This is a genomic window from Agrobacterium sp. fls2-241-TYG-188a (genome assembly GCF_030209845.1).
This window is the reverse complement of sequence record NZ_JARVRD010000001.1, coordinates 424,043-440,789: the sequence shown is the minus strand read 5'-3', so window position 1 is coordinate 440,789 and position 16,747 is coordinate 424,043. Positions and strand designations below refer to the sequence as shown.

Annotated in this window: 15 protein-coding genes and 1 pseudogene; 3 read left to right on the top strand and 13 right to left on the bottom strand. The window is 55.8% G+C overall.

Annotated features, from left to right (window positions below; translation table 11 throughout):
• Window positions 1-58: 58 nt before the first annotated feature.
• Window positions 59-835 carry an SDR family oxidoreductase gene (locus QRN85_RS01875; RefSeq protein ID WP_284757048.1) on the bottom strand — a complete coding sequence of 259 codons (777 nt, stop codon included), beginning with the start codon at window positions 833-835 and terminating at the stop codon, window positions 59-61.
• Window positions 836-942: 107 nt separating this feature from the next.
• Here QRN85_RS01875 and QRN85_RS01870 point away from each other — a divergent pair, with 107 nt between their 5' ends.
• Window positions 943-1,503, top strand: coding sequence for a DNA-3-methyladenine glycosylase (locus QRN85_RS01870; RefSeq protein WP_284757242.1), 561 nt, complete (start codon window positions 943-945; stop codon window positions 1,501-1,503).
• Window positions 1,504-1,649: 146 nt separating this feature from the next.
• On the opposite strand, the gene QRN85_RS01865 is transcribed toward QRN85_RS01870, so the two are convergent.
• The 3 genes and pseudogenes from QRN85_RS01865 to tkt form a co-directional block, all read right to left on the bottom strand.
• Window positions 1,650-3,557: a methyl-accepting chemotaxis protein gene (locus QRN85_RS01865; protein ID WP_284757047.1), complete on the bottom strand. Its 1,908-nt coding sequence runs from the start codon at window positions 3,555-3,557 to the stop codon at window positions 1,650-1,652.
• Between the two features lie 255 nt (window positions 3,558-3,812).
• The gene (locus QRN85_RS01860; RefSeq protein ID WP_284757046.1) at window positions 3,813-4,580 is read right to left on the bottom strand and encodes a helix-turn-helix domain-containing protein; all 768 of its coding nucleotides are present in this window, start codon (window positions 4,578-4,580) and stop codon (window positions 3,813-3,815) included.
• Between the two features lie 257 nt (window positions 4,581-4,837).
• Window positions 4,838-6,798: pseudogene (tkt, locus tag QRN85_RS01855) on the bottom strand (transketolase).
• A gap of 384 nt (window positions 6,799-7,182) precedes the next feature.
• On the opposite strand from tkt, the gene gnd reads away from it, so the two are divergent.
• Complete coding sequence (gene gnd, locus QRN85_RS01850; RefSeq protein WP_284757045.1) at window positions 7,183-8,199, top strand: phosphogluconate dehydrogenase (NAD(+)-dependent, decarboxylating); 1,017 nt, start codon at window positions 7,183-7,185, stop codon at window positions 8,197-8,199.
• 18 nt (window positions 8,200-8,217) lie between these two features.
• A complete protein-coding gene (zwf, locus tag QRN85_RS01845) occupies window positions 8,218-9,594 on the top strand; it encodes a glucose-6-phosphate dehydrogenase (RefSeq protein ID WP_284757044.1) in 1,377 nt (458 codons plus the stop codon).
• A gap of 10 nt (window positions 9,595-9,604) precedes the next feature.
• On the opposite strand, the gene QRN85_RS01840 is transcribed toward zwf, so the two are convergent.
• The 9 genes from QRN85_RS01840 to QRN85_RS01800 all read right to left on the bottom strand — a co-directional run bounded on the left by QRN85_RS01840 (window position 9,605) and on the right by QRN85_RS01800 (window position 16,713).
• Window positions 9,605-10,045, bottom strand: coding sequence for an acyltransferase family protein (locus QRN85_RS01840; protein WP_284757043.1), 441 nt, complete (start codon window positions 10,043-10,045; stop codon window positions 9,605-9,607).
• A 23-nt stretch (window positions 10,046-10,068) separates the two neighbouring features.
• A complete protein-coding gene (locus tag QRN85_RS01835; protein WP_284757042.1) occupies window positions 10,069-10,728 on the bottom strand; it encodes an acyltransferase family protein in 660 nt (219 codons plus the stop codon).
• Window positions 10,729-10,834: 106 nt separating this feature from the next.
• Window positions 10,835-12,955: a carboxy terminal-processing peptidase gene (locus QRN85_RS01830; RefSeq protein WP_284757041.1), complete on the bottom strand. Its 2,121-nt coding sequence runs from the start codon at window positions 12,953-12,955 to the stop codon at window positions 10,835-10,837.
• A 150-nt stretch (window positions 12,956-13,105) separates the two neighbouring features.
• Window positions 13,106-13,414: a hypothetical protein gene (locus QRN85_RS01825; protein WP_284757040.1), complete on the bottom strand. Its 309-nt coding sequence runs from the start codon at window positions 13,412-13,414 to the stop codon at window positions 13,106-13,108.
• Between the two features lie 88 nt (window positions 13,415-13,502).
• On the bottom strand, window positions 13,503-13,913 hold the full coding sequence (locus tag QRN85_RS01820; protein ID WP_284757039.1) for a TIGR02588 family protein: 411 nt from the start codon (window positions 13,911-13,913) through the stop codon (window positions 13,503-13,505).
• A 7-nt stretch (window positions 13,914-13,920) separates the two neighbouring features.
• Entirely contained in the window at window positions 13,921-14,769 is an 849-nt protein-coding gene (locus QRN85_RS01815; protein WP_284757038.1) for a TIGR02587 family membrane protein, read from the bottom strand.
• Between the two features lie 42 nt (window positions 14,770-14,811).
• The gene (locus QRN85_RS01810) at window positions 14,812-15,630 is read right to left on the bottom strand and encodes a DUF1206 domain-containing protein (RefSeq protein WP_284757037.1); all 819 of its coding nucleotides are present in this window, start codon (window positions 15,628-15,630) and stop codon (window positions 14,812-14,814) included.
• 91 nt (window positions 15,631-15,721) lie between these two features.
• Window positions 15,722-15,919 carry a hypothetical protein gene (locus QRN85_RS01805; RefSeq protein WP_062588269.1) on the bottom strand — a complete coding sequence of 66 codons (198 nt, stop codon included), beginning with the start codon at window positions 15,917-15,919 and terminating at the stop codon, window positions 15,722-15,724.
• A gap of 128 nt (window positions 15,920-16,047) precedes the next feature.
• Complete coding sequence (locus QRN85_RS01800; protein WP_284757036.1) at window positions 16,048-16,713, bottom strand: TetR/AcrR family transcriptional regulator; 666 nt, start codon at window positions 16,711-16,713, stop codon at window positions 16,048-16,050.
• Between the last annotated feature and the right edge of the window lie 34 nt (window positions 16,714-16,747).

Below are 16,747 nucleotides of genomic sequence, written 5' to 3'. Positions count from 1 at the left end.
AGGGTCGTGAATTTACGTTAAAGCCTCGTTAATCATAGATACACAACAAAGTGAGTGATCAGACGAGCAGCCCCTGCCCTCCGTCGATCCACACGGGCGTGCCGGTAATGTGCCGGGATTTGTCGCTTGCGAGAAACGCAATCAGATCAGCAACATCCTCGCTCGTTCCCGGACGACCGTCAGAAAGAGGGATCGTCCCTTCGGGCCACTTTACGGGGATAGCCGTTTCCTTTTTCGACCGGATACGCGTGTTGTCATCTATTTCGGTATCGATCGCGCCGGGACAAACGGCGTTGACCCGGATGGCGTAGCGCGCCAGTTCGAGCGCCAGCTGTTGTGCCATTGCCAGTTGCCCGGCCTTCGTTACCGAATAGGCAGTTGCGCCGGGAGAGGTGAAGGTTCGTGTTCCGTTGATGGATGAAACAATGACGATTGCACCGCCTGAGGCTTTCATGTGGGGCACCGATTTATGGATGGTCAGATATGTGCCACGCAGATTGATGTTGATGGTCTGGTCCCATTCGTCAGGCTTCAGATCTTCAATTGGCGCCCAGACACCGTTTACTCCTGCATTGGCGACAACCACGTTGAGGCCACCATAGAGCTCTACCAGTTGTGAGATTGCATTGCCGATCTCATCTTCTCGTGAAACATCTGCTACCAGGGTGGATGCTTCAAAGCCTGCGGCCTTGATCTCTGCCACGACCTTATCAAGCTCATCTTTCGTTCTGCCAACGGCGCCGATGGCAAATCCATCTTTCGCCAGCGCCAGGGCTGTAGCCCTTCCTATTCCTGACCCGGCACCCGTAACCAGCGCTACCTTTGCAGACCCCATGCTTCATTCCCTTCCTATTGGACATTGCGTTTCTGGCGCAATCAGTACACATCTTGAAATGAGAACAGCGCACACCGAGCGTGGTTCCAGTAAAAAGCCCGTTCCCGATGATCCTTCCAGACAGCTTTTATTCCCGAGATGCCGTGACCGTTGCCGAAGCGCTGATCGGCTGCGAGTTTGTTTTTAACAACACGGGCGGCATAATCGTTGAAACGGAGGCTTACCGATCGGACGATCCTGCCTCGCACAGCTTCAACGGCCCGACCACGCGCAACAGGACCATGTTCGGCCCAGCCGGTCATCTCTATGTCTACCGCTCCTATGGGCTGCACTGGTGCGCGAACGTGGTCTGCACACCGGGATCGGCGGTCTTAATACGAGCGATCGAGCCGACGATGGGCCTGGACTTGATGAAGATGCGCCGAAACAGTGATAACCTCACAAATCTCTGCTCCGGTCCGGGCAAGCTAACGCAGGCCATGGGAATAACGAGTGAGGCGGATGGCACATCCTTGTCGGGAGAAACCGCATTTCTGAGATCAGGGATGACAGGCTTTTCTGTGGTCACCGGTCCGCGTATCGGCATATCGAAGGCTGCCGATTATCCCTGGCGTTTCGGCCTTCTTGGTTCACGCTTCCTCAGCCGGAGGTTTCAGACCTCACCCTGACCTATCAGGAATAACATTCCTGGGCATATTCCGAATGCTGAAATGGCAAACTCGACGAGACCTGCCCCCACAGGTCCCGCCGAGCTGCCCCGTCCGGTCGAAACCAGACGGAAACTTTAAACCCTCACCCGATCACCCCTCGGCAATCAGAACTCTTCCCAGTCTGCCTTGAGTGCTGCATTTCCTGAGAAGGCCGTTGCCAACTTGCGACCCAAGGCGCGGGCGGGCGACGGTGCGGCTGGTTTTGCCGAGCTTGCTACGGCTTTCTGTTCCGACAGTTTGAATTGCGCCAGAAGATGATTGAGTGCAGCTACTTCGCCGGCCAATGTGTGGCTGGCCGCTGTCGACTCCTCGACCATCGCCGCATTCTTCTGCGTATCCTGGTCCATCTGATTGACAGCCGTATTGATCTGCTGAAGGCCTGAAGATTGTTCCTGGGCGGCTTCAACGATGGCCGACACGTGACGATTTATTTCCTGGACCTCGCTGACGATCATTTCCAGGGCCTCGCCCGTTTCACCGACGAGCTCAACACCTTCCTGAACCTGTTCACTGGAGGTTGTGATCAGCGCTTTGATTTCTTTTGCAGCCTTTGCCGATCTCTGCGCGAGCTCGCGCACTTCCTGGGCCACGACCGCAAAGCCCTTTCCTGCTTCACCCGCACGCGCTGCTTCAACGCCTGCGTTCAATGCCAGCAGGTTGGTCTGGAATGCGATTTCATCGATAACGCCGATTATATTGGCAATCTCTGCCGATGACCTTTCGATCTTCTCCATCGCCATCACTGCCCGACGGACGACCTCACCGGATTTTTCGGCACCGGATTTGGCACGCGAGACAAGGTCCCCCGCTTCATGTGCCCGCTTTGTCGAGTCGCGCACCGTCGTCGTTATTTCTTCCAATGCCGCAGCGGTCTGCTCAACGGCAGCAGCCTGCTGTTCCGTCCTCTTGGCGAGATCATCGGCCGCAGAGCGGATTTCGTTTGCACCAGCATCAATCGCGCGGGCGTTCTCAGAGACCTGGCCGAGAGCGACCTGCAGTTTTTCAGCCGAATTGTTGAAATCCTGTCTTACGGTGTCCAGTCCAGCGACAAAGGGCTGTTGAATGCGATAGGAAACATCGCCCTCTGACAGTTTTGCAAGGCCTTCGGCGAGATTGTCGACGGCGAATTTCACGTCCGAGGCGTCTTTCGCAGCTTGAGCCTCACGCGCGGCACGTTCTTTTTCGCTCATGCTGCGATTGTCCTCCGTTTCACGCTCAAGACGCTGACGCTCCTGCGCATTTTCACGGAACACCTGCACAGCAGCAGCCATTCGCCCGATCTCATCCCTGCGTTCCACGCCATCGATTGGCGCCTCTGTCTCGCCTGATGCCAGCGAAGCCATTCTGTTCAGCAAACTTGCAATGGGCGTCGTTACCCCTTTGGCAACCACGAAAAGCGCGACGATGATTCCGAGTAAAAAAACGATACCGACCGTCGTCAGTGTGAACAGAATTGTCGCATTCACTTGGTCGCCAAGCTTTTTGTTCTCTGCCGCCAACAGAGCTGCACGACGTTCGTTAAACGCCACAAGCTTATCTCCCAGCGGAACGATTTTGGCATCTGCGAGGGCGAGCTGTGCAAGGGCGCTCTTGTTGTCATCCTTGCTACCAAATTCGACTGCTTTTTCCGTAATGGCGATTATTTCTTCAGCTTCGTTCGATACGGCACTGACGAAAGCTGCCTCCGAAGGAATTTTTCCAGCAGCTTCAGCGAGGCGACGGCGTAAGGCTTTTTTCGAACTGTCGTAAAGCTTGGTGGCCGCTTCAAAACCGTCTGTGCCAACCTCATAGGCCATGATCTGATAGGCGGCATAAGCGGTGGAAGAGAGGCTTCGACTCGCGCGGGCCATATCGACCGACGCCGTCGTATCAACTTCGATGAAGTTGGAGTAAACGTGTCCAACATCCTTCATCTGCTTCGAGACGTAAGATGTCGAGGCGAGACCTGCCAGGCACAGGGGAACAACGACAGCAAGAATCTTGGTTCTTATGGCAAGATTGTCGAGAAGCATTCTGCGATTTCCGTATCTTACGCGCCCTGTTTCAGGGCGTCATTCCATATTGCATCTGCGAGGCCGCACCCATTCATTGGATGCCGAAAGCACACATGTCCGCGGAGTGAACCCTTGGCCATCTGGGTCCGCTAAAGCCTGTGCAGCATTTAATTCAAATTTATTCGAAAAGATGCGATGGTGAACTAACCAGTTAATCAGTTTTCAACACACTGATTTTAAGGTAAAACTAGCGAAGAGCTGTGCCTTCGCCAATCAAGCGTTCTTGGCCCTCAGCGCGGCATCATTCTGACGCGCAATGATCGCAACGGCCTGCGTTCTGCTGGCAACGCCAAGCTTCGAAATAATTGCCCGGAAATGATAGTCGACGCCAGCCTTGCTGAGCCCCATGATGACAGCGATCGTCGAGTTGGACTTTCCCTCACCCGCCCATTTCAATATTTCAATCTGCTGCGCCGTCAGAAGATCAAGTCTTTCTTCCTTGTCGGCAAGTTCGCAGGGTACGGACCGCAAAAGCTCCAGCTTCATCATGGAGGCACGAGCCAGAATTGCCAACTTATTAAGGATATCAGTGCGTTGAACGTCTGTTCGGGACGCCGTTGCAATCATGCTGCTGGAGCAGCCTTTCTTTGCTGGCAGAGGAACATGTACTGCCGAATGGATATTATGCGACAGAAGAAAATGGCTTAACTCACGAACAAAGGGCTCAGGATGGTTCACATCTACCGTCGCCCATTTGGGCGTGCCGCTGGACAGGCATCGCTTGAGATATTGATCGTTCTCGAAGAGCCTCCGCTTCTGATATATGCCGATGAACGGCTCCGGTCTGCTGCAGATATCGGGCGTCAATGTCGAATCATATGGATTCCGTTTGTTGACGGCAATGGCAAGGTCATCAAAACCGAGCCACCTGATTGCTCCGGTTAACGCCTCTACCAGCTGACAAATATCAGAGGCTGTATGAATTTTGACAACTTGCTCATCAAGCTGCGCCAACTCTTCGACTGGCACTTCGACAGTCATACCAGATTTTCCCTAAGCTTTTCGACTCAATTGATTTAAGAAAACTACTCGAATCAGAAAAGCCACATTCAATACAACTAAATTATATATTTCTGTATCAAGATATAGAAACAGCGAATCCGCAAATATATATATCCTCGGCTGAATAATGTAGCAATTATTAATTCTTATATTCTTCGTGGGAAGGTTGTATTTCCGTTCATTTTTTATGAAAAAAGTCGCAGGATCATCTCGTGGAGATCCTGCGACCTGCCGATTTATAGAGTTTCAGAGCTTTTTGCGGCAAGAATGGATTCACGCGCGGCCGAGATGACCGCCTCGGTCGTTATCCCGAATTTCTTGTAGACGTCGTCAATTTTGCCGGACGCGCCGAACCGATGCATCCCGACAAACTTGCCATCGAGACCGAGATATCGATCCCAGGAGTCACGAACCCCCGCCTCTACGGCGACACGCGCCCGCGTTTTGCCAACCACAGCGTTTTGATAGGCCATATCCTGCTTCTCAAACAGCATCCTGCACGGCATCGACACTACCGCCGTCGGTATGCCGTCCGCCTGCAAGGTGTCGCGGGCTTCTACCGCAAGCTGCAACTCTGATCCCGCGGCGAAGATCGTCATCTCCCGCTCTCCGCCCTCCGCTTCCAGAAGGACATAACCGCCTTTGGCAGAGAGATTCTCGCTATCTGTGCCGCGCCTCAGCTGCGGCATCGGCTGGCGAGACAAGGCGATGAGGGCAGCCTGTCTCGGTGTATCGAGGATAGACTCCCAGCATTCCGCAGTTTCGATAGAGTCGCCGGGCCTGTAGACCGCGAGTTGCGGTATGGCACGGAGCGCGCTCAGATGCTCGATCGGCTGGTGCGTGGGTCCATCTTCACCAAGCCCGATGGAATCATGCGTCATCACAAAGATCGTGCGGATTTCCATCATGGCGGCCAACCGGATCGCGGGACGGCAATAGTCCGAGAATGTCAGGAAGGTGCCGCCATAGGGTATCAACCCACCATGCAAGGCAATTCCATTCATGATGGCAGCCATGCCATGCTCGCGGACGCCGTAATGAACGTAGGACCCCGAAAACTCTCCAGCCGCAATCTCGATCTGGTTCTTGGCTTTCGTGTTGTTTGATGGCGTCAGATCAGCTGATCCGCCAAGCAACTCCGGAATGGCATCATAGAGGTGATTGAGAACGATGCCGCTCGACTGACGCGTCGCAAGGTCTTTCTCGCTTTTCGAGAGTTCTTCTTTCGCGCTGGTAATAGCCTCGCGCCAGCCTTCAGGCAACTCTCCGTCCATTCTACGCTTGAAGCTTTCGCTTTCGCGCCGGTGCTCTCTTCCACACGCTTCAGCCAAGCCATTCTTTTTTCCTGACCGCGCTTGCCAATTTCCCGCCACGCATCAAGAAGCTCCTGCGGGATTTCGAAGGGTGGGTATGGCCAATCGAGCAATCGACGGGCACCTTCAATTTCCTGCGCGCCCGGCGCATCGCTGTGCGCTTTCTGCGTTCCGGCCCTTGTCGGAAAACCGAAACCGATGATCGTGCGACACGAAATCAACGTTGGCTTGTCGGTCACCTTCTGCGCTTCGATGATGGCATCCCGGATCGCATCCGTGTCATGGCCATCGATTTCGATGACATGCCAGTTGGATGCACGAAAACGCGCGGTTTGATCATCTGACTCGGCAAGGCTCGTCGCGCCGTCAATGGAAATGGAGTTGTTGTCAAAGAAGGCAATCAGCCTTCCCAGCTTGCGATGCCCGGCAAACGAGATCGCCTCCTGGCTGATCCCTTCCATGAGGCAACCGTCACCCAGAAAAACGTAAGTGAAGTGGTCCACCAGCTCATCACCGTAGGACGCATTCATGATTCTTTCGGCGAAAGCGAAGCCGACGGAATTGGCCAGTCCCTGCCCAAGCGGGCCAGTCGTCGTTTCGATTCCTGTCGCATGGTGATATTCGGGATGCCCGGCTGTGCGGCTTTCGATCTGCCGAAAGTTCCTGATTTCGTCCAGCGTCATGTCTTCGTAACCGGTGAGGTACAACAGGCTGTATAGCAGCATCGAGCCATGCCCATTCGAAATCAGAAAACGATCCCGATCAAACCAGTAAGGATCCTGGGGATCGAAGGTCAGGAATTCGGAGAATAGCACCGTGGCGATATCAGCCATGCCCATGGGCATACCGGGGTGCCCACTCTTTGCCTGTTCGACAGCATCCATCGACAGGAAGCGAATACAATTGGCCAGCTCTCTCAGGTGAGGATCGCGGGCAGGTGGAACAGCCTTTTCGGCCGTGGTGGTGGTTTGATCGTTCAAGGGAAAGCTCCTCGACATGTGCGCAGTTGCGACGTCGTCATGGGGAAAGCCCCTTGCACCAACAAATGTTCCAAGGGGGACAGGTTTCACGTCGATGTGAGTCTCCTGTCCGAGCGTAAAAACATCGATATGTCGCAATTGCCGACGAGCTTGGACCGCGACATTTCAGTCATACCGGAACCACCACAAGGATATCCGGTTAAAGCAAATCCAGCGTGCTCTACACCACATCCCACCTCGCCTAGACGCACGCTCTCACCGCAAAGTCACGACGCAAAGGATGATCACATGCAGATCGGAATGATGGGACTGGGCCGAATGGGCGCCAATATGGTTCGTCGCCTGCTGAAAGGCGGCCACGAATGCGTGGTTTACGATATCAATCCGGCAAGCGTCGCGGCCCTGGTATCGGAAGGCGCAACGGGTGCTAGCTCGATTGACGATTTCGTTTCCAAACTTCAAAAGCCAGCCTGTGCCTGGCTGATGTTGCCAGCAGCCATCACCGGCGCCAATGTTGACAAAGTCGCAGCCCTGATGGCGCCGGGCGACATCATCATTGATGGCGGCAACTCCTTTTACCACGACGATGTCGACAAGGCGGAAGAGTTGCGGGCGCTCGGCATCGAATATGTCGATGTCGGCACCAGTGGGGGCGTCTGGGGTGCGGAGCGGGGCTACTGCCTCATGATCGGAGGGTCAGAGGCGGCCGTGCGCCATCTCGATCCGATTTTCGCCACGCTGGCGCCAGGAGCATCAACGAGCGCCGATGCCACAAACGAAGGATTGCGAACCGCGCAACTCGGATATCTACATTGCGGGCCAACCGGTGCCGGGCATTTCGTCAAAATGGTTCATAATGGTATCGAGTATGGCATGATGGCGGCCTATGCCGAGGGCATGAACATCCTGAAAGCTGCCAATGCCGGCAAAAAGTCGCGGGATGTCGATGCGGAAACCAGCCCGTTACAGACACCGCAATATTACCAGTTCGATATCGACATGGCGGCTGTGTCAGAGGTGTGGCGCCATGGCAGTGTCATCAGTTCCTGGCTGCTGGACCTGACGGCGGATGCGCTGAGGCAAGACCCTGAGCTTTCCGCATATGGCGGCAGGGTTTCGGACTCCGGAGAAGGCCGATGGACGCTCAAGGCCGCGATAGACACGGGCGTCCCGACACCGGTCCTGTCTTCCGCTCTGTTTCAGCGCTTCACGTCGCAGGGTGAGTCCCTCTATGCGGACAAGATGCTCTCAGCCATGCGGTTTGCCTTTGGCGGCCACCATGAAAAGCCGGTTTCCGACAAGTAGAGAGCGAGGGCTGTTACCATGACCGAAATACGATCGGATACGCTGGTCCTTTTTGGAGCCACAGGCGATCTCGCTTACAAGAAGATATTTCCGGCGCTCTACGCGCTGGTGCAGAGAGGCATGTTGAATGAGCCGATAATCGGTATCGCATTCGACGACTGGGATATCGAAAAACTCACCGCGCGTGCAAGGGAAGGCATTAGCCGGGCGGTTGGCACCGTCGATGAGGCGGTGTTCGCCAGGCTGGCATCCCTTTTGCGCTATGTGAGCGGCGATTACCGGGATCAGTCGACCTTCGACAAATTGAAGGAAGCCATCGGCGATGGCAGGCATCCTCTCTACTATCTCGCCATTCCGCCCAGCATGTTCGAGCCCGTCATCCAGGGTCTTGAGCAATCCGGCGGTGCTGCGGGCGCGCGGCTGATGGTGGAAAAGCCATTCGGCCGCGATTTGCAATCCGCCCGCTGGCTGAACCGGGTGTTGCACATCGTCTTTGAGGAGAAGTCGATATTCCGGATCGACCATTATCTCGGCAAGGAGGCGATCCAGAACCTGCTGTATTTCCGCTTCGCAAACTCGTTTCTCGAACCCATCTGGAACCGCGACCATGTCGAGAGTGTCCAGATAACCATGGCGGAAGACTTTGGTGTTCAGGGCCGCGGACGCTTCTACGACGAAGTCGGATGCATTCGCGACGTCATCCAGAACCACCTCCTGAACATCCTGTTGCTGCTGGCGATGGAGCCGCCCTCGGGACGCTCCGCAGACGACCTTATCGATGAAAAGGTTCAGGTCCTCAAAGCTGTCCGCACATTGAAGGACGAGGACGTGGTCCGGGGGCAATTCGAGGGCTATCTCTCAGAGCCGGGCGTAGCGCCAGAATCATCGGTGGAAACATTTGCTGCGGTGCGATTTTACGTCGATACATGGCGCTGGAAGGATGTACCGTTCTTCATCCGCGCGGGAAAGAACCTTCCGGTTCATGCAACGGAAGTGGTCGTCCGCCTGAAACCGCCGCCGCTCAACGTGTTCGATGACATTGCGCCGCAGGACGCCAACTATATCCGCTTTCGCATCGCGCCAGAAGTTTCCGTCGCAATCGGAGCACGGCGCAAAGCGGCTGGCGATGCCATGACGGGTGAAAAGATCGAACTTTGCGCCGTCGATGACGATCAGGGAGATATGGAGCCCTATGAGCGCCTGATCAGCGACGCAATGAACGGCAATACCCAACTCTTCACGCGCCAGGATGCAAGCGAAATTGCCTGGCGCATCGTAGAGCCCGTTCTGGACAACAAGTCTGCTCCCGCTACTTACGCACCCGGCACATGGGGACCGGGCGACGAGATGGCTGGCTTTGGTCCACCAAATGGCTGGATCAATCCGGAAACATAGTCGCGATCTCTTATGCGCCTTCAGGAAGGCTGGAGGCCTTGGCTTTGTCGCCACTTGCTCCAGCCTTCAGCCAGCGCTTCAGCCGCTTTTGAACAGGCTGATCAAAATAGACCGTGAGACTCCAGGAGAGCAGAACAGTGACAACGATAAAGACCGAACCGGCATAGATCGCAAATTCTGGCTCTGTGAGTGCGGGAAAGAGGAAAACGGTCCAGGCGAGAAGCGGAATATGAAGCACGTAAACGGCATAGGATGCCGTTCCCAGAAAATCCGATAGTCTGGCGACCCATGGCCCCGGCGCAATTGCGCAGCAGATGGAAAGCAGGAGTGGCCAGCCCAGAAGAACGAAGAGCAGATCATAGTAGGGCCGAATGTCGTCTTCGATGGGGACGGAAAGCACGCAAGCGACAATGATAAGGCAAAGCGTGGCGAGGAGTGGTCGTACCTCCATCGCCACCCGTCTGTAGCGGTAGATCAGGACACCGGCAAAAAACGAGAAAACACCCGTCCCATTCCCGCATACATCTCGTGCCAGCGAAATCCGAGATGAAGCTTGCCCGAGTGAAATGCGGCAAAGATCAAAACGACAGCGCTGGCCCCCAAAACAACTGCGATGCCTTTCGTACCGGCACGCGCGCCCTTGATCGCATAGGCAAGATTGACCACCAGTTCGTTAAAGAGAGACCAAGCCGGACTGATGAGGAACAAGGCGCCATTCAGCGTCAACGTGAAAGGAGCAGGCAGGAACATAACGCCCGTCAATAGTGCGAAAGCCAGCTCTGCGAGGCTGATCTTGCGGTGCAGATCATCGATGGGCGTCGGCAGGTCCAGATAATAGAGTGTTGCGAAAAACAGCGCCATAGATAGCAGCGCGATAGCATAGAGCGGATAAAGCCGCAGAAATCGCGCCTTCATGAAGGCGAAGGGCGTGACACTGCGCCCGGCAAGTTTTTCGCCATAGGCGTGAGCAAGCACGAAACCGCTAAGTGCGAAGAAAAGATCGACCGCCAGATAGCTCGACGCCTCCGGCCGACCGAAAAACGCTTCGGCGTGGCGGTGGACGATGGCCACCGCAGCGATGCCCCTGACGCCATCAAGCAGGACAAAACGTTGCGGGGCGTCGATCTGGGTCATCTCACATCCTGTAGGCAGAAAGTCAGTGCCTGAAACGCATTCAGGCACTCCCGGTTCACATTACAGGTAAGATGGCGTCAACGCACTTGCCGAGCGTAGCATGGAGCTAGTTCTGGCCATCGGATTTTGTCTGCTGGCCTTTTGCGTCCGCCTTCATGTTTTTCATCGTGGCAACGTCGGCCACAACAGCTGCCGACTCGGTCTGCAGAACGTCCTTTGCGTTTTTCCGGGCGTTTTCGATGGCGAGGTTGGCGCTGATGCTGCGTTCGTTGGCCTGCAACCCATCATCCTGCTCCGGCACAGCTCCCGCGCCATCTTGCTGACGGGCTTTCAAACGTGCCGCAGTGGCCTCCATCTCGCTTCGACGCTTGGCTTCATTGAGAGAGATTGTCCGCTTCTCCCGCTGTGCCTTCAGGTCTGCAACATCTTCGACGAAGCGCTGGAAGTCGCGATCATTTTTGGTACGCGCCTCATGCAGACTTCTAAGCTGCGGCAGAAACTCGGCTATGTGGCCATCATGGACGAATTTCGCAGGCTTGATCTGTGTCCATGGCAAGGCGTTGTCGTAGCTTGATTCACCAAGTGCCTTGGGGTCGGAAAAACCTGGCAGGCTGATATCCGGCGTTACGCCACGCAGCTGTGTCGTGCCGCCATCAACCCGGAAAAACTGCGCGATCGTCAGCTTCAGCTGCCCGAGTTCCGGTTTGTTGTTTCCTGCCGCGCGATCAAGATCGACAACTGTCTGGACGGTGCCCTTGCCGAAGCTCGGTTCGCCCAGGACAACACCGCGACCATAGTCCTGAATTGCCGCCGCGAAGATTTCCGAGGCAGATGCCGAGCCCCGATTGATGAGCACTCCAACCGGACCCTTCCACACGGGCGCCGACAGATCGTCGCTTTCCACCTTGATCGTGCCTTGAGCGTCGCGTTGCTGGACAACAGGGCCTTTCCCGATAAACAGACCGGTCAACTCGATCGCTTCGGAGAGCGATCCACCGCCATTGTCGCGCAGGTCGATCAGGACACCATCAACCTTGTCCTGCTTGAGTTCGCCAAGGAGTTTGGAAACATCGCGGCTGGCGCTTCGGTAATCCTTGTCGCCCTTACGTCGCGCGTCGAAATCCTCGTAGAAGGTTGGCAACGTGATGACGCCAATCTTGCGAGTAACATCGCCTTCCGTCACAGGCACGACGGTCTTTTTCGCAGCCTGCTTTTCGAGGCTGACCTTGTCGCGGACGAGGCTGATGACGCGGTGACCGGCGCTGTCGCCAGCGTCGGCAGGCAGGATGTCGAGACGAACGACGGAACCCGTCGCACCACGGATCAATTGCACCACTTCGTCCAGTCGCGTTCCAACGACTTCCTTGATGGCGCCATCTTCCCCCTGACCGACACCGATGATGCGGTCGCCCACGGCGAGCTTGCCGGAGAGTTGTGCCGGGCCACCGCCGACCAGTTCGCGAATGGTCGTATAACCATCGCGTTCCTGCAGCACGGCACCGATCCCGACGAGCGAAAGCTTCATCGAAATATCGAATTCAGCCGATGCCGATACGCCGAAATAATCCGTATGCGGATCCACCGCCGTCGTGTAGGCGGCCATGAAAGACTGGAAGACGTCATCGCTCTTGTAAGGATAGACGCGGTCCAGAATGTTTTTGTACCGCTTGTCCAATGTCTCGCGGATGGATGCATCGGCCTGACCGGCGAGTTTCAGACGCAGCCAGTCATTCTTCACGCGCTTGCGCCAAAGCTCATGGCTTTGCTGCTCGGTCTGGGCCCATGGCGCGTCTTCCCGCGTGATCGGGTAATCCTCATCCACGGTGAAGTCGAAATTCTCTTTCAGGAGGCTTCGCGCATAGCTCATGCGCTCCACGACTCGCTTTGTGTAGACGTTGAAAATGTCGAACGGGATTTCCAGGTCTTCGCTGGCAATCGCATCATCAATATTGGTGCTGTCTTTCATGAAATTGTCGATGTCGGCCTGCATGAACAACATGCGGTCGGGATCCAGCGATTTAATGAATTTGTTCATGACAGTGGCTGACAGCGCGTCATCCAGCGCCACCGGCTTGTAGGCGTATCGTTCCAGAAACTGCGCGCTGAGATTGGCCGCTTGCGCCTGACTTGGCACGGGCTCCAGCTTAGGTGGAGGCGCGGCCTCCTGAGAATAGGCGGGTAGTGCAACAGATAAGAGCAGACCGAAAACAAAATACTTAACGCGCATCCCGCATTATTCCCAATTATTGTGCTTTGAAGCTCTTAACCCATTTGAGTAGGGAATTGCGATCTTTTAAGAACCCAATCCCCAGATCGTGATTTGATGAAGCAAAAACGGTGCTGCTGGCAGCACCGTTTTGAGTAGGCTCAATGCTGGTCAGTGCTTTGAAATATCCGAAGCTCCAGCATCGGTAAGCGCTTTCTCGACGTCAGCCAGTTGGCGCTCACTCACGTCGACCGACACCTCGATATCGCCCTCCAGAGCGGCATCGTCACGCGCTTCCAACCCTTGAGAAACATCGCCGCCCGCCGCCTGCGTACCGGCGGTGTTCAACGCGTTCGCAGACTGGATGAAAACGTCGGCTCGAGGGATGTCGTGCTGTTGAACGAGATGCTCCACCGCAAGTTCAACAGCTTCACGTGTAGAAAACCGCGCGCGAACGCTCATCGTCTTGTCGTCTTCCATTCTTCTCTCCTTTGTAGGTTCACAAGAAGAACTCACAAGTCCAGGCGATGTTGCGGAAGGTGTTCTATTTCTTTGAAGGACTGACTGCCTATGGCTCGTTGAAAGCTGACACACGTAAGGCAACGGTCTTGCCTGAAATGTCGGACCTGAAGACCATTCCGCCCTTGGCATGGGAACGCCCGGGGACATAATCCAGAACGGTTTCTGCAGTTTCCACGACCTCATCACCCTCTTTCAGTTCGCCTAAAACCCTGACCTGTGAAGCGGTGACGCTTGCCTTGTTGGTGATGTCAAATGCGATTTGATAGCCGCCGCTGCGCTGTTCCATTCCTGTTACGGCTGCAGAGAGATCCGGTACGAGATCCTTGTCCGTGAAGGCATCCTTGGCGATTATTCCGATGAGAACAACGACAAGAATGGCCGAAATCATCCCTGTCAGCCATTCTATCCAATGGGGATGCTTCGCTTCGATATTCTTGCCGTCAGCGTTTTTGGTCATGATGTCCTCATAATATGAGACGCGCGGCGGCAGCGCCCACGGCACCGGGAAAGCCCAGGATGACGACTGCCATCAGCGCCTGGGTCACTCCGAGGTCATCGATGCGGTGGAAGGTCCACAGACAATAGGCGCTGATCAAGGCAGCAATGACATAACCCGGAAGCGTGAAACGCACCAGGGCGTGCCAGCCCGGCGTCCCCTGCGCGAGGTCGTGGCTTCCGCGAAACGACAGCGCGTAGACAAATCCGTGCATCACAGCCAATGACGCCAGTATGATAAAAATGCCGTGCCATGGTGTCATCTTGACGGACACAAGCAGCATTTCTTCCGTGGGCGCCACGTTGAGACCGAGAAACAAAGCGCCGACCGCCATCAAGAACAATTCGGAAAAGTAGCTGCTCTCGCTTTTCTGAACAGGATCCTGATCTTCATTTTCACTATCATCGTCCTGGCTTTGACCGCCCAACTGGCTTCTGCCGAGCATGGCGCCGATGCTTGCCGGCACCGCTTGCAGAGCGACCATTCCCGCGATTTCATGTAGGGATTGATCATAACGCAACACGCCCATACCCGCCAAGATGAGCGCGCTGGAAACGATCCCGAGCGCATAGGCGATGGCCGCGTCGCGCACGGCATCGCGCCAGGTAGAGGTCTTCTCGAAGCCGACCTTATGCGCAAGCAATATCAAAAGCGGTATATTGAGGGTGAGGAGCAGGAGAAGTCGGCTTCTCGACATGTAGACGCCCAGCTCCCACATTTCCATCGTCATCAGCATTGGCAGCGCGAACAGAAGAGCGCCGCCCGCACCTCGAGCGATGCCGATCAAGAACTTCCGCCTGTCGAAAGACCCATCCATGGCCACACGCCCCTCCCCTGGTTAGCCCAATCCGTGGCTGGATTAGCCACGCACCTTTGGCAACTCGGCACGTATGCTGTTCAAGTCGGGAGTTTGTACCTGTCGGTAGCGGGCCTCAACGAAATTATACACGCCAAAAGCAGCGAGTCCGATTGCGACAATAAGATAGAGAACTCCGCCCATGGGAAGGCCGCGGACCCACGTCAAAGCGTCGCTCATACTACCTGCCTGATCTGGATTTACGGTGAATGCAGCGTAGCAGAAGAAAACGCCGACAATCGCAAACACGACGCCGCGTGAAACCAGACCGTACACGCAGACGAGCGTCAGGGCGTGGCTCTGGCCAACATTGAGATATTTCTCGAAGCGGCGCGTTACACCTTTGAAAGCCGTAACAGCACCGCCCACAACGAAGCCAAGACCGATCGCGCCGGCGAGGTACCGTCCGAAAGGCTGAGACATTGCCCAAGCCGCAAGGCTGGCCTCTCCGCCGCCGCTGCCCTGCCCTGTGCTATAACCGAGAGCGTGTGATACTGCATATAGGGCCAGACCCGCATAGGTCACGGCGCTTCCAAAAAGAGCCGCCCTGATAATGTAACCCTTGGCGTCAGGTTTCTGATTGTCTGCATTACCAATCGATTGGGCAAGACGCCAGAAAACGAACCCCGCGAGCCCGAGCCCAACCAGCACCAGCCATATCTGTCCAAACGGCTGGTTGAGGATCGCATCGAGAGCAGATTTCGAATCTGTGCTCCCGCCACCCAAACCGGAAAAAAGAGCAAGGCCCGCAATGAGAATGAAAACAATCCCACGCGCGCCATAGCCAGCCCTTGCGAGCAATTCAAACTTGTCGGACCCCATGCGTCTCTCCCTTTCGCCTTCAAACGAGTTGTGACGAAAAGGGTTCCGATCGAGCACTTAGCGGTCCTTTATTCGCCGTGGTCTCGGCCTGTCAGGCCGCACCGGCCGGATCGCCAATGGGCAGAAGCGCCGGGTTGAGGGTAGGATCATTAGGGTTCTTCGTATCGCCGGGGTCATTAATCGGCGGAACAGGTGGCTTTTCCTGTACGCGATCTGGGATGCCTGGGGTGCCGGTCGGGCCACGCGGTGTTTCAGCAGGGTTGCCGGGCTGGGGATTGATAATGGACATTGTCATCTCCTCTGTATCAAAGAGCAAACGACTGAGCACCCGGGCGGTTCCCGGTTTGCTCGATACAGGCGGAACTCTTTACTGCGCTCTTGGCCATTGGCTGCGCATGCAGCCGCAACACGGTCGTATCAAATCCGTGCTGCGTGCTTGCGCTCTGCCTCGGCCTCCGGTGCGAGCGGAGGGGATGGACGGCTTGCCAGTTCGCGGGAATCGGCTTCACTCATGCCAGCCATGCACAGAAGCCGCACCAGCGCCTCATCTATCGCTTTCGGTGGAAGATGGCCCTTCGTGATGGCGAGAGAGACACCGACGATGCTGAAACAGGACATCCGCCAGGTAAGCTCAGGGTCGGGGTTGGAGAAACGCCCCGCAGCCGTTGCATTTCGCAGGTCGCGGATCGCGAAAGGACCCATTCGCTGGAATGTGGCGTTCGCGATAACCTCGGAGCGATGCAGCAATTGGCGCCATCTCATATCGCCTGTCGCGGTTTCCAGTACAGTCCGCATACCATAGGCATAGACCTGAGCCGGATCGGAAAAGCCGTTTGTAACCTCTTCAATCCGCCGCGCGAGCTGTTCCATGACGAGCTCGAGAACCGCGATTGCCAGTTCTTCTTTCGATTTGAAATAGTTGTAGATTGTGCCTGAAGCGACGTCCGCACGCTCGGAAATTTCCAGCATGGTCGCGGCGTCGATACCTTTTTCCGATATCACCTCATGACCCGCCTTCAACAGGGCGTCTCGATTTCGGCGCTGGCGACGGGCAACCCGCCCTTCAGTGTCTGTGGTCTTCACGTGAGTCTCCATGGCAGGGGACTTTATATAAGGC